12 protein-coding genes are annotated in these 13,276 nt (G+C 49.8%); 6 read left to right on the top strand and 6 right to left on the bottom strand.

Translation table 11 applies throughout. The features are described 5' to 3' along the window. Window positions 1–264 precede the first annotated feature (264 nt). Both DC20_RS02980 and DC20_RS02985 read left to right on the top strand, forming a co-directional pair. Window positions 265–699, top strand: a complete 435-nt coding sequence (locus DC20_RS02980) for an OsmC family peroxiredoxin (RefSeq protein ID WP_062542470.1) — start codon at window positions 265–267, stop codon at window positions 697–699. A 64-nt stretch (window positions 700–763) separates the two neighbouring features. Then, a complete protein-coding gene (locus DC20_RS02985; RefSeq protein WP_062542471.1) occupies window positions 764–1,261 on the top strand; it encodes a hypothetical protein in 498 nt (165 codons plus the stop codon). A 93-nt stretch (window positions 1,262–1,354) separates the two neighbouring features. Here DC20_RS02985 and DC20_RS02990 read toward each other — a convergent pair whose 3' ends face one another. From DC20_RS02990 to DC20_RS03010, 5 genes are all read right to left on the bottom strand, one after another. Continuing rightward, the gene (locus tag DC20_RS02990; RefSeq protein WP_062542472.1) at window positions 1,355–1,993 is read right to left on the bottom strand and encodes a peroxiredoxin; all 639 of its coding nucleotides are present in this window, start codon (window positions 1,991–1,993) and stop codon (window positions 1,355–1,357) included. Between the two features lie 278 nt (window positions 1,994–2,271). Beyond that, window positions 2,272–2,721 (bottom strand): RrF2 family transcriptional regulator, encoded by a 450-nt coding sequence (locus tag DC20_RS02995; RefSeq protein WP_062542473.1) that lies wholly within the window; start codon window positions 2,719–2,721, stop codon window positions 2,272–2,274. A gap of 21 nt (window positions 2,722–2,742) precedes the next feature. Further along, window positions 2,743–4,167 (bottom strand): chromosomal replication initiator protein DnaA, encoded by a 1,425-nt coding sequence (gene dnaA / locus DC20_RS03000; RefSeq protein ID WP_062542474.1) that lies wholly within the window; start codon window positions 4,165–4,167, stop codon window positions 2,743–2,745. A gap of 96 nt (window positions 4,168–4,263) precedes the next feature. After that, window positions 4,264–5,199 carry a bifunctional metallophosphatase/5'-nucleotidase gene (locus tag DC20_RS03005; RefSeq protein ID WP_062542475.1) on the bottom strand — a complete coding sequence of 312 codons (936 nt, stop codon included), beginning with the start codon at window positions 5,197–5,199 and terminating at the stop codon, window positions 4,264–4,266. 95 nt (window positions 5,200–5,294) lie between these two features. Then, window positions 5,295–6,065: a 5'-nucleotidase C-terminal domain-containing protein gene (locus DC20_RS03010; RefSeq protein WP_083470228.1), complete on the bottom strand. Its 771-nt coding sequence runs from the start codon at window positions 6,063–6,065 to the stop codon at window positions 5,295–5,297. Between the two features lie 603 nt (window positions 6,066–6,668). On the opposite strand from DC20_RS03010, the gene DC20_RS22275 reads away from it, so the two are divergent. Beyond that, window positions 6,669–6,902, top strand: coding sequence for a hypothetical protein (locus tag DC20_RS22275; RefSeq protein WP_071885366.1), 234 nt, complete (start codon window positions 6,669–6,671; stop codon window positions 6,900–6,902). Between the two features lie 242 nt (window positions 6,903–7,144). Beyond that, window positions 7,145–8,098: a citrulline utilization hydrolase CtlX gene (gene ctlX / locus DC20_RS03020; protein ID WP_062542477.1), complete on the top strand. Its 954-nt coding sequence runs from the start codon at window positions 7,145–7,147 to the stop codon at window positions 8,096–8,098. Window positions 8,099–8,190: 92 nt separating this feature from the next. Here ctlX and DC20_RS03025 read toward each other — a convergent pair whose 3' ends face one another. After that, window positions 8,191–8,940, bottom strand: a complete 750-nt coding sequence (locus DC20_RS03025) for a DUF72 domain-containing protein (protein ID WP_062542478.1) — start codon at window positions 8,938–8,940, stop codon at window positions 8,191–8,193. Between the two features lie 267 nt (window positions 8,941–9,207). On the opposite strand from DC20_RS03025, the gene DC20_RS03030 reads away from it, so the two are divergent. Together DC20_RS03030 and scpA are read left to right on the top strand one after the other, a co-directional pair. Continuing rightward, on the top strand, window positions 9,208–11,043 hold the full coding sequence (locus DC20_RS03030) for a methylmalonyl-CoA mutase subunit beta (RefSeq protein ID WP_062542479.1): 1,836 nt from the start codon (window positions 9,208–9,210) through the stop codon (window positions 11,041–11,043). 66 nt (window positions 11,044–11,109) lie between these two features. After that, the gene (scpA, locus tag DC20_RS03035) at window positions 11,110–13,242 is read left to right on the top strand and encodes a methylmalonyl-CoA mutase (RefSeq protein WP_083470229.1); all 2,133 of its coding nucleotides are present in this window, start codon (window positions 11,110–11,112) and stop codon (window positions 13,240–13,242) included. The last annotated feature ends 34 nt before the right edge of the window (window positions 13,243–13,276 follow it).

Consider the following 13,276-nt stretch of genomic DNA (forward strand, 5'->3'; position numbering starts at 1 on the left):
TTGCCAGCACTTCAGGTTTATTCTGGATACTTATTTTCTGAGCTTATACCGCATTTTGTACCGTGACATAGCTTTTGAAAGACAAGCCCATGTAATGTCCCTTCGGCGTACATGGGCTTGCCTGTGCTTGTCTCTTCAGCAGGGGCGGTCTGTGGAGAATGCCTGCCGGGCTATCTTGACAGGTATTCTCTTGTTCCAGATTACAAAAACCAAATAGAGTGTATTGCAGTATTTCTAAGAACACAAAACCAAACACATAACACTATGGCAAATAACACAGGAACAGGCGTATGGCAAGGCGGCCTGAAAGACGGCAAAGGAACCGTATCTACCCAAAGTGGCACCTTAGACGCCCGCTACTCCTTCGGAACCCGTTTTGAAGAGGATGTCACCGGCACAAACCCAGAGGAACTGGTGGGTGCCGCCCATGCTGGTTGCTTCTCCATGTTTTTAAGCAGTCTTTTAGAAAACGCTGGTAAAAAGGCAACTTCAGTAAGAACCCAGGCTAAAGTTCATCTGGGACAGGAAAACGGACCGTTCATCAGAAAAATTGATCTAACCACTGAGGTGGAGGCCCCAGGCCTGTCAAATGATGAACTACAGGAGTTAGCCCAGAAAGCAAAAGAAGGCTGCCCTATTTCCAAAGCACTGGCTTCTGTGCCTGAAATGACGCTTTCTGCTACCTTGAAAGGTGCCTAATCCAAGGCCATGGTTTCAGGGCTAGTATCAAAATTTCACTATCTTTGCCCAATAACTTTATTGCATGAGATCATTGGCTAGGGTTGGGTTGCGGCCATCACGTGACCACAAAATTTCCTTCGGGGTGCAGTTGGCACTGGTTGCGCTGTGGATGACCTACAGTTTGTTCCTTATTTTCACGGAGCCCACCACTTCCACCAACGACCGCCACTTCATTCATTATGTGTTCCTGATTCTGGCTTTCGGGTACCTGCTGTTCATACTGGCGCAGAATACTTCCTTGTTTGGGAACCAGTCTTACCTGGAAATCACCCCAGCCTATGTAGTGGAAAAGCGCGGGCACTTCAAAAAGAAGACTGCCATTTACCTGCAAGATGTGACTGGCATCACCGTGAACAACTCCCTGGCTAAATTTGCCATGCGTGACGGCACTAAATGTCAGGTGAACCTGAAACTGATCAGCACCCGCAAAGGGCAACGCATCGCGAAAGAGAAACTTCAGGAAGTAGCCGATAAACACGGGATTGAAATCAAAGACTCCTCTGTTCCAACCAGAAGATAGATTTGTTTCAGAGCTGGTTTTCAGAAACAAGGCATAAAATAGAAAGGGCCCTTCTGCAAAGAAGGGCCCTTTCTATTTTATGCCTTGAAAAGACTAGTCTAAATTTGGCTGCGGAGTAAGGCGCAGGTAAGGCTTGATCACTCTGTGGCCTTTCGGGAATTTGGCTTCTACTTCTTCTTGCTTTACAGAAGGCAGAATCACGCAATCCTGACCGTTTTCCCAGTTGGCTGGCGTAGCCACACTGTGGTTGGCGGTTAACTGCAAGGAATCAATCACACGAATGATCTCAGCGAAATTACGACCTGTAGAAGCAGGGTAAGTAAAAATCAATTTCACTTTCTTGTCTGGTCCGATAATAAACACAGAGCGCACAGTGAAGGTATCGCTGGCGTTAGGGTGAATCATGTCATACAGGTCAGACACTTTACGGTCTGCGTCAGCAATGATCGGGAAGTTAACGGTAGTATTCTGCGTTTCGTTGATGTCCTGAATCCAGCCGTGGTGTGAATCAATTGGGTCTACGCTCAAAGCGGCCACTTTCACGTTACGACGGTCAAACTCTTCTTTGATGCGTGATACAGCACCAAGCTCAGTAGTACAAACCGGAGTATAGTCACGTGGGTGTGAAAACAGAACTGCCCAGCCATCGCCAATCCACTCATGGAAATTAATTGTGCCTTCAGATGTTTCTGCGGTGAAGTCAGGGGCGATATCGCCTAATCGTAATGCCATTGTTTTGTTTCTTAGAAATGAAAGGTTATTTACTAGCCTTGTTTCTTCTACTTCTACCCTAGAGCAGAATTTTGAAACTCTCTTAGAGAATCTCTATAGAAGAAGTAGACAAATTAAGAGAGCAATTGCTGCAAATCCAACTAAAAGATTAATTTATTGTTAAAGTTCTAAGCTTTCTATTATTAGGTAAGAAATCTCTTTACCTGAATTCTAAAAGTAGAAATCAAAGGCAGTTTAAGATAGGTTTTCAAAAAACATGCTTAAACTACTAAAGGAGATTAGATTTGATTGGCTTCTTCCTCTACCACCAAAGCGGTCACTTTAGAGAAGTCAGCCAGGAAGGTAGTATCTAGAATATCGCAAGTGGCGTCACGCACGCGTTTCATAAGCAGGCGAATTTCACAAGTAGCCTCATCTACGCACTCCTCACACTTACGGTAGTACAGATGACTAACGCAGTGAACCGGGGCCAACGGGCCATCCACCATCCTGATGACGTTGCCTACCGAAATCAGTGCAGGGTCCTTCACCAATGTGTAACCGCCGTTCTTGCCGCGGGTGCTTTGCACAATCTGCTGCACTTTCAGGTCTACCAGAATAGCCTCCAGGAACTTGCGCGGAATACGCTCAGCGGCGGCTATCTCAGAGATAAGTACCAGGCCGCGATCATGCTGCTTTGCTAAATACAGAAGCGCTTTGAGGGCGTACTTGGCTTTTTTTGAAATCATAGGGTAAGAGAAAACGTGTCTTTAAACCGCCTTCACCTTGAACTTCTTCTGCAGCTCCTGGATAGAAGCCTTGAATTTTTTGTCGGTATCAATCAGGTCAGAAACCGTCTGTACTGAGTGGATCACCGTAGAGTGGTCTCTGCCACCAAAATGGTACCCAATGGATTTAAGAGAATGGCTGGTGTACTCTTTCGCGAAGTACATGGCTACCTGACGCGCGGTCACAATCTCTTTCTTGCGGGTTTTGGCTTTGAGGGAGTCTAAACTCACCTGGAAGTACTCGGCCACGGTTTTCTGGATAAAGTCCAGGTTCACCTCGGTCTCCACATCTTCAATGATGTGTTTTAAAGCAGCTTTCGCCAATTCCAAGTCAATCTCTTTGCGGTTCAAGGAAGACTGTGCTATTAACGAAATAAGCACTCCTTCCAGTTCCCGCACGTTGGTATCTACGCTATAGGCCAGGTATTCAATCACATTGTCTGGAATGTGAATACCGTCTGACTGCATCTTTTTGTAGATGATGGCCATCCGTGTTTCAAAGTCAGGGCTTTGTAAATCAGCAGTCAAACCCCACTTGAAGCGGGACAACAGGCGCTCTTCCAATCCCTTCAGGTCACGCGGCGGACAGTCTGAGGTCATCACAATCTGTTTGCCGCTTTGGTGCAGGTGGTTGAAGATGTGGAAGAACATCTCCTGGGTTTTCTCCTTGCCACTCAGGAACTGCACATCATCAATGATGAGGATGTCTACCAGCAGGTAGAAGTTGGCAAAGTCCTGCACGTTGTTGGTCTTCAAAGATTCAATGAACTGGTTCACGAACTTCTCTGAAGAAACGTACAGCACAAATTTGTCTGGGTTGTTGCTCTTGATGTGGTTCCCAATGGCCTGTACCAGGTGGGTTTTGCCCAATCCTACGCCGCCATACACCATTAACGGGTTGAATGACGTGGTGCCTGGTTTATTGGCTACCGCGTACCCCGCTGAACGGGCCAAACGGTTACAATCTCCCTCAATGTAGTTCTCAAAGGTGTAGCTGTTGTTTAGCTGCGAATTGAAGAAGTGCCGGTCAATGGCTTTCGATTCAAACGGGTTCTTCAGGAAGCTGCGCTCAGGACTGTAGGAATTTGCCACCGCGGCAGGAACCTTCTTGGTAGGGATGTTGACCGTTTGCGGCTTGCTATGGTCATTGCCCTGGTCTACAATAATAGAGTATTCCAGACGGCCTTCGCTGCCCAGTTCCTGGAACACCACTTTCTTGAGCAGGCCCACATAGTGCTCCTCCAGCCACTCATAAAAGAATTGGCTAGGGACCTGAATGGTCAGAACGTTGTTTGTCAAAGACAAAGGCACGATCGGCTCGAACCACGTCTTGTAGCTCTGCTCTCCTATGTTGTCTTTGATAACTTGTAAACAGTTATGCCAGACGGTAGTACAGTCCTTTATCATTAACATCGCTTCTTCCAATCTGCCGTTTATTTGAGTTCTGAATTCTTCAGGGGGGTACAAAAATGGAAAAAAACTCGGGAGAAAAAAACTTGAAGATTACGAAATTCTGACACTTTGATTCAAAGGGAGCACAGAAGCCGTAGAAGCCGTTTTTGCCTTAGTTTTTCTATTGAAGATAAAATCTACCCGGCCCAGGTTAATGCCAGACCAGCCCACCTGATTCACCAAAGTCACATGTCCGTTGGCGTGGGTAAACTTCTCCGGCTCATCCAAAAAGGTGTGGGTATGCCCGCCAATGATGAGGTCAATCCCGTTCACCTGTTGGGCCAGTTTGCGGTCATCAATCCTATCGGACTCATATTTATAACCCAGATGCGACAGACAGATCACTAGATCCACGTTTTCTTTTTTCCGTAGCGTTTGAACCATGCGTTGGGCCGTGGCTACCGGATCTAAGTACTTAGTGCCCCCGAAGTTCTTGTCGGCGACCAGCCCAGCCAGCTGGATGCCTAAGCCAAACACTCCAACCCGCACGCCGTCTTTCACAAAGACCTTGTAAGGTTTGAATTGATCCTTAAGAATAGTATCTGAGAAGTCATAGTTCGCTACCAGGAAGGGGAATCCGGCATGGGGTAACTGCTTTTGAAGGCCATCTAAGCCGTTGTCAAAGTCATGGTTGCCCAGGGTAGCGGCATCATAGCCCATTTCCGTCATAAGCTTGAACTCCAGCTCTCCTCCGAAGAAGTTGAAATATGGGGTTCCCTGCCAGATATCTCCTGCATCCAGCAAGAGCACATTGGGCTCCTGGGCCCTGATCTGCTTTACCAGCGTAGCCCGCCGGGCCATGCCGCCCATGCCTCCGTTCTTGCGTCCATCGTTCGGGAACGGATCAATGCGGGAGTGCATGTCATTGGTGTGCAGAATGGTTAACCTGATAGGCGCAGCGGCCGCTTGCCCAAGGCTGGGAAGCCCCAACACCGCCAAACCAGCCGTGCCGGCCAAAGTACTTTTTATAAACTCACGACGCTTCATTTCTTTGGAGATTTTAGATGTCAGTAGTTAAATTTCAGACTGCTTCATTTGTTGAGCGCCCAAAAGTTTAACCTCCAGGACCTATTGTCTAACTTCTACTTCACCTCTATTACCCGACCGTCCTTTTCAGCGAGAACGGGTTTGCCCTGGGCGGTACGTTGTTTGATTTCCTTCATGATGGCATCACGGGCCAGAAGACCAGTCTGCTCTATTTTAAGGGCCTTTTTCAGAAAACCCATGTTATCTCCCCCATTCGCCAGGTAATCTGAGATGGCCAGCGTATAGGTTTTGCTTGGGTCAAAGGGTTTGCCTCCAATTGTGATGGCTTCGGCCTGCCCGTTGCGCAAGGTGTAGCTGGAGTTGGCTATGGTCAATATCTTAGTGCGGGCAGCAAAGTCAAACATTTCCTTCACGGTTTCGCCCGAAAGGGTAAGTACCAGCATCTCGTTCTCAAAAGGCATCAGTTCAAACACATCGCCCACCGTGATAGGTCCCTGGTCTATGGGGTTGCGCAAGCCGCCGCTGGTCATGCCTCCCATGTCAATGGTTTTGCCGTAGACTGCCATGGTTTGGGTACGGCACAGGTCAGCCACAAAATTCCCCAACGGGGACTCTACTCCTCCCCTTTCAATAGCTACGGGCGCCTGGCCAATGACCTCGTTCATAGTCTTATCCACGCGGGTGCGGTACGGGGTAATGGTTCCCTCTACCGTAGGGTCTGGACTAATCTGCGTATTAACCGGGATATCTGTTGGCGCAGAAAGGCTGGCCGTAGGAGTTAACTCCTTTTGGCACCCCGCCAGCAACAAGGCCAAGGCCACACTGAAAGAAACTCCCTGGCTACGGAAAGAGGAAATGAAAGACATGGATAAATACTGATTTTATCAAAGATACGGCCAGCGGATAAAATTGCCAACCCATGGTATAACGCAGCTAAGCCATTTTAATGCCAATCTCAGGGTATATTCTGAGAAACTAGCCTCGGAGCAGCGGCCATAACCTCTTGACTTTTAGCCCTTTTTTAGGTAAACTTGTTTCACTCATTTTTACAGCTTCAAACAAACGGTTTACAAGCACCCACACGAATGTCCCAAACCACCAGGAAATTTTTTCTTCAAGACGGGTCCTTTCAAAGGAAGCTGACACAGCCTGTCAGGCGTCTTCAGCCCCTTCATACTGCGCCGCCTTCAGGTGAAGAAAAAGACTGGGAGGCGGTTCATTCATTGGTAAACCAACTTTCTTCATCTGACCCGCTTTTTCCTTTCTCTCCGTCACTGGTCACGGCAAATGCAATAAACACCACCCTCAACTACTTCAATCGCTCTTTCCTGTACCTGTTTCTAAGAAGGCTGCTTACTTAGCCAGAAAGCACAACAGGTTTCTACTGCTTTGCTTTCCCTTTTCTCGTATAAAGGAAGGCATCCGTTTTTAAGTGCTTTTCCCAATAACCAAACAAAACCATCACCACCATGAGCACATCCTATTTACAGTACAGTAAATTCATTCTCCTAAAAGTTAGTTTTGACGCAGTATTGTTTGAAAAAGAATTCAGGAAATGCCTTCGGCTGTTGCTTATTCATGAGATCAGAGAGTTGAAACGTTGGTGCCGGGCTACTTTCCCTAAAAGGTTCAGAGGGATTATGGGCCGTTGTTTCAGGTATTTCTGGCGCAACAGATCAGCCGCCGCTGTTCAATCCAAATAGCCACTACAAAGCGCTACATAAGTAAAAGAATTTCTTCCCCCTAAATACTGAATCCCCGTTCCTGGCTGACCTAAAGTCTGGAACGGGGATTTTCTTTTTAAACCCTTTTTCCCAAAACCAGCCCCAAAGCTTCTTTGTTAAGCTGCTCACCTAATTTAATCCATAAAGGCGCTCCTTTTCTGCTACAGCGCCAAGTTTCTTTAATTGCCGTATCTTGCAGTGTTCAACAGACTGGCCCGTTCATGCAAACCGAAAACAAACTTCCTTCTTTCGCCAATGTTCCGCTGGCAACCCAGGTCCTGCTGGTGCGCCCGGCAAAGTTTGGCTCCAACTCTCAGACAGCCGCCACCAACACTTTCCAGCAGGAAGTACCTGCGGGCACAGAAGACAAGGTGCAGCAAAAAGCGCTGGATGAATTCAACCAGTTTTTACTGAAACTGTGGGCCGCCCGCATAGATGCCGTGGTACTGGACGATGTGGAAGACCCCGCTACGCCAGATGCCGTGTTCCCCAACAACTGGATTTCCTTCCATGAAGGCGGCAAAGTGGTGCTCTACCCCATGCTTTCTCCTACCCGTAGGTTGGAGCGCCGACCAGAGCTGTTAACCCAACTTCAGGAGGAGCATGGCTTTTCGTTTACTGAAGTCATAGACCTTACCCATTTTGAAAACGAAGGCAAGTTCTTAGAGGGGACCGGCAGTTTGGTGCTGGACCGCCAGCATAGAATTGCGTTCGCCTGCCTTTCTGAGCGCACCCACCAGGAGCCGCTGGAGGCCTTCTGCGAAAAAATGGATTACCGCCCCGTTGTGTTCCACGCGTTTGATGCCGATGGTCTGCCGATTTACCACACCAACGTGCTGCTCACCGTTGGCGCTGATTTTGCCCTGGTGTGCCTGGAAGCCATCCCGGACGAAGAAGAGCAGGGATTTTTGCTGGAAGCCTTAGTTGACTCCGGAAAAGAGATTCTGGACATCAGCCTGGCGCAGGTAAAGAAAATGGCGGGCAACATGCTCCAGGTCCGGAACAAAGCCGGAGAGCCAGTTTTAGTTATGTCAGAGAAAGGCTACAAAGCCCTCCGCAAAGACCAGTTTGAATACCTGAACACCCGCACCAAAATGGTACGCTCAGACCTGAGAACCATTGAGGCTCACGGCGGCGGAAGCGCCCGCTGCATGTTGGCAGAAATTTATAAGTAGTTGTTAGTTGCTGATTGCTGTTTTTAAAAAAAACAGCAATCAGCAACTAACAACTCATTCAAAGCTACTTTCTGTGGATGGCACCTAAACCGTTAAAGGTTCATGATCACCTCCCGCAGTTTCTGCGCGTCTGAGGTAGCATTGCCCCCGATGGTGTTGTTGAAGAAGCACCACACCGTTTTATCATCCAGCAGCCAGTCTTGCGCCATATAGCCAAACCGTTCCAGTTCTTCGTCGGGGTAAGCGCCTCTATACAGTTGTTCGTGGCCGTGCAGGCGCATGTACACTGTGTCAGTGGTGGCTGTGGCTAATCCGGGCCAGCGTTTGCCTGCGCTGATGACTACCAGGGAGATATTGAATTCCTCCAGCAATTCCAGCACCTCCTCGGTGTGCCAGGAAGCGTGCCGCACTTCCAGGGCGAAGACGGTAGTGGGGTATAAATTCCGTAGCAGGGTAAAGAAGTGCTTCGCGATAAGCTCATTGTAATGGAAAGAACCCGGCAACTGCACCAACACCGGCCCTAACCGCTCGCCCATGAGCAGGAACCGGTCCATCCACTTCCGTAAAGGGTCTTCTATGTTCTGCAATCTGCTTTCATGCGTGATGGACCGGTGCAGCTTGGGCGCGAACTTGAAATGGGCCGGCGTAGTGTCCAGCCATTTCAGAATGGTCTTCTCCATGGTGAAATGGTAGAAACTGCTGTTGACCTCGGTGCAGTTGAAGCGCTCGGCATAAAACGGCAGCATCTCCGCAGATTTGATGTCTTCGGGGTAGAAGATGCCTTTCCAGGCGTAGCTGAAACCGGAGGTGCCTATGTATAACTTGTCTTGTGCAATGTCCATGCTGCATACAGACGCAGAATCTGCCTGGGGAGTTATAGCGGTTTGAAGCCAGTTTCAGAAAACGGCCTCTAAAACAGGTTCAATTGCCTGAAAAGAAGAGGGAGAATCCGATTCAATGACAGAAGTCGGTTCCCGTTGCTTTTATTGTGCCTGTTTTGGGCTTTATTCCCGAAAACAGCCTTTAAAGGTCCATCGCAATTGGGGTAGAAGCCGTAGAACAGTTCAGGCAAAAAGCTATCTTTACCTCATCACACGCCTGCTCATTCTATGACTGACACTACCTCATTTGAGGCATTATTTCCGGAGTTCTCGCCGATCACGCCTGAGCAATGGATTGCCAAAATAAAACAAGACCTGAAGGGCGACAACCTTTCGGACCTGCACTGGCAGAGTTACGAAGGCATTACCGTTGCCCCTTTTTATACCAAATCACAGTTGCCGCAGAGTGGAACCTTAAATACCACCCCGGGGCAATACCCGTACCTGCGCACCGCCAAAAGGGACAAGAACAACTGGCTGAACCTGCAGCCCATCTATTCTTCAGGCAAAGGGCGCGAGGCGATTGACAAAGCCGTGGACGCCCTTACGCGCGGAGCCGACGGCATCCATTTCATCATGGAGAATGGTTATGACTTTGACGCCGATTACCTGATTGAAGAAATAGACCTGACCAAAGTACCCGTGTCCTATACCGTTTCTACGGAGGCGGCAAACTTTCTCCATCACCTGTACACGGGCTTATACCGCAAAAGAATCTCAACCAACGCGTTGAAAGGCTTCCTGAAATGCTCCCCTATTTTATCATCTGAAAGCTACAAGCAACTGGACGTGGAGCACGCCATGCATCTGCTGGAACAAACCCTGGATACGCCTAACTTCTACGCCCTTACCATCAACGGATCGCACTTCAGCAACAAGGGCGCTACCCTGGTGCAAGAATTAGGCATCTCGCTAGCCATAGCTGTTTGCTACACCAACAGCCTTACAGACCAGGGTTTGACAGCCGAAAGCGTTTTCCGGAACATGCAGTTTCACCTGGCTGCCGGCACCAACTACTTCTTTGAAATTGCCAAGTTCAGGGCTGTTCGGTTGCTTTGGGCCAAAATAGTGGAGGCTTATAACGTTCCCATTGAGATAGCCGGGGAGCTACGCATCCATGCCTCTACTTCCCGTTGGCACCAAACCACCCTTGACCCACACACCAACCTGTTGCGCCATACCACAGAAATGATGAGTGCTATTATAGGCGGGGTAAACTCAGTGGAAGTAGAAGCCTTTGACAGCACGTTCCGGGAAGCCAATGATTTCAGTGCCCGTATTGCCCGCAACATCCCCATCATCCTTAAGGAAGAATCTTACCTGGATGAGGCCATTGATCCGGCGGCGGGTTCCTATTACTTAGAATACCTCACCCGGCAAATTGCGGTGAAGGCCTGGGCATTGTTTCAGGAGATTGAAGCTAAAGGTGGTTTTATTCCGGCTTCCAACGCAGGTTTCATTCAGGAAATGATCAAAGAAACCAGCAGCCAGAAGTTTAAAGACATCGCCAGTGGCAAAGAAGTGTTGGTGGGCACTAACAAGTTCCCTAACACCAATGAGCAGCACGACTATGATCCTGAAAAGCTCATCCAGAGCCGGCAGTTTGACAATACCCGCGCCGCTTACTCTTATGAAGTGATGCGTCTGGCCACGGAACTGCATCTCCGCAAGAAGAAGCGCCGTCCGCATGCCTTGGTAGTGCACATGGGCCGAGGGCTGCAGGAACACATTCATGCCTCCTTCGCCCGTGAGTTCTTCACCTGCTCCGGTTTCACTACCCAGGTAGTCAAGTTTGACAATGTCTCGGCAGCGTTAGCAGGGGTGAAAGACATGGAAGCGCATGTGTTGGTGATGGCAGCCCCCCAGAACGCTTTCAATGAGTTTGCCGAGACCTTCGCCAAAGGAATGCGTGCTCAGCAGCGCCAAGGCCCAGCTTTGATTCTAGCTGATGACCCCATGCAACTCAAAGACGAACTCCGCAGCCATGGTTTCGACGAGTTCCTATTCCAAGGCTGTGACACCAAGGAAATCATCACCCGCATACAGGAGCGGTTGGGGGCGTAAGGTTCATTCATATCCCAACTAAAATCACTCAAGTAGCCCCCTACTTGACACATGATACCCACACACATGAAACCAGATTTCACTAATATACCATTTACGTTTCAGGGCTCTATTCCTCAAAACCAGCCCAAAGTAAATCCAAAGCCTTGGAAAACGGCGGAGCGACTGCCGCTGCAGAACTTCTACACCAAAGAAGACACGGCTGCTTTTGAGCATCTGGACTTTGCGGCCGGGTTACCGCCGTACTTGCGTGGCCCATACAGCACCATGTACGTGAAGAACCCGTGGACCATCAGGCAATATGCAGGCTTCAGCACCGCCGAGGAATCTAACGCGTTTTACCGTCGGAATCTGGAAGCGGGGCAAAAAGGACTTTCCGTAGCATTTGACCTGGCTACGCACCGGGGCTATGATTCAGACCATCCGCGGGTGGTGGGTGACGTGGGAAAGGCCGGCGTAGCCATTGACTCCATCCTGGACATGAAGGTTCTGTTTGACCAGATTCCGCTGGACCAGATGAGCGTGTCTATGACCATGAATGGGGCGGTGTTGCCTATTCTGGCGTTCTACATTGTGGCCGCCGAAGAGCAGGGTGTAAAACCGGAGCAACTGAGCGGAACCATTCAGAACGACATCCTGAAGGAGTTCATGGTGCGCAACACCTACATCTATCCGCCGGAGCCCAGCATGAAGATCATCGCCGATATCTTCGCCTACACCTCCCGGCACATGCCCAAGTTCAACTCCATCTCCATTTCGGGTTACCACATGCAGGAAGCCGGGGCTACGGCAGATCTGGAACTTGCCTACACCCTGGCAGATGGTTTGGAATACATCCGCACCGGTTTAGCCGCGGGCATGGACATTGACACCTTCGCGCCGCGCTTATCTTTCTTTTGGGCCATTGGCATGAACCACTTCATGGAGATAGCCAAGATGCGCGCTGCCCGAATGCTGTGGGCCAAACTTATCAAACAATTCAACCCGAAGAGCTACAAATCTCTGGCCTTGCGCACTCACTGCCAAACCTCCGGCTGGAGCTTAACCGAGCAAGACCCGTTCAACAACGTAGCCCGCACCACCGTGGAAGCCATGGCCGCTGCGTTAGGCGGAACCCAAAGTTTGCACACCAACGCCTTAGATGAAGCGATTGCCTTGCCTACAGATTTCTCGGCGCGCATTGCCCGTAACACCCAAATTTACCTGCAGCAGGAAACGCACATCACCAAAACCGTAGACCCGTGGGGCGGCTCGTATTACGTAGAGGCCCTCACTCACCAACTCGCGCATCGTGCCTGGGACTTGATCCAGGAAGTGGAGCGACTAGGCGGTATGGCCAAAGCCATTGAAACAGGCTTGCCTAAAATGCGCATTGAGGAAGCCGCTGCCCGTAAACAAGCGCGCATTGACGCCAGCAAAGACGTGATTGTAGGCGTCAACAAATTCCGGCCGGAAACAGAAGAGAAACTGGAGATACTGGACATTGACAACACTGCCGTACGCGAGTCTCAGTTAGCCCGCTTGGCTCAGCTGCGCGAGAACCGCGATGATGCTGCTGTCTTTGCTGCCATGGACGCCTTGACCAATGCCGCTGAAACTGGTGAAGGAAACTTGCTGGAATTAGCCGTGCAGGCCGCTCGCGTGCGCTGCAGTTTGGGTGAAATCTCTTATGCGTTAGAAAAAATATACGGCCGTCACCGGGCCACCATCAGATCCATATCCGGCGTGTACAGTTCAGAAATATCAGACGACGAGAACTTCGGCAAGGCCCAAGCCCTTGCCGACCGATTTGCGGAACAGGAAGGCCGCCGACCAAGAATCATGGTCGCTAAAATGGGCCAGGACGGTCACGACCGTGGCTCTAAAGTAATTGCCACCTCTTTCGCCGACCTTGGGTTTGACGTGGATCTTGGTCCACTGTTCCAAACCCCGGAAGAAGTAGCCCTGCAAGCCACCGAGAATGACGTGCACGTGGTAGGCGTGAGCAGTCTCGCTGCTGGGCATAAGACGTTAATCCCGCAATTGATCTCAGAACTGAAAAAGCTGGGCCGTGAGGATATTCTGGTGATTGCCGGAGGTGTGATTCCCGCCCAGGATTACCAGTTCCTGTATGATGCCGGCGTGGCAGGCGTGTTCGGACCGGGCACTGTGATTAGTGTGGCGGCTCAGGAGATTCTGGAGAAGTTGATGAAGGGATAAATTAACTTATCAAAATTCACTTAACTCTTGAACA

Origin of the sequence: Rufibacter tibetensis (assembly GCF_001310085.1) — a bacterium.
Classification (GTDB): domain Bacteria; phylum Bacteroidota; class Bacteroidia; order Cytophagales; family Hymenobacteraceae; genus Nibribacter; species Nibribacter tibetensis.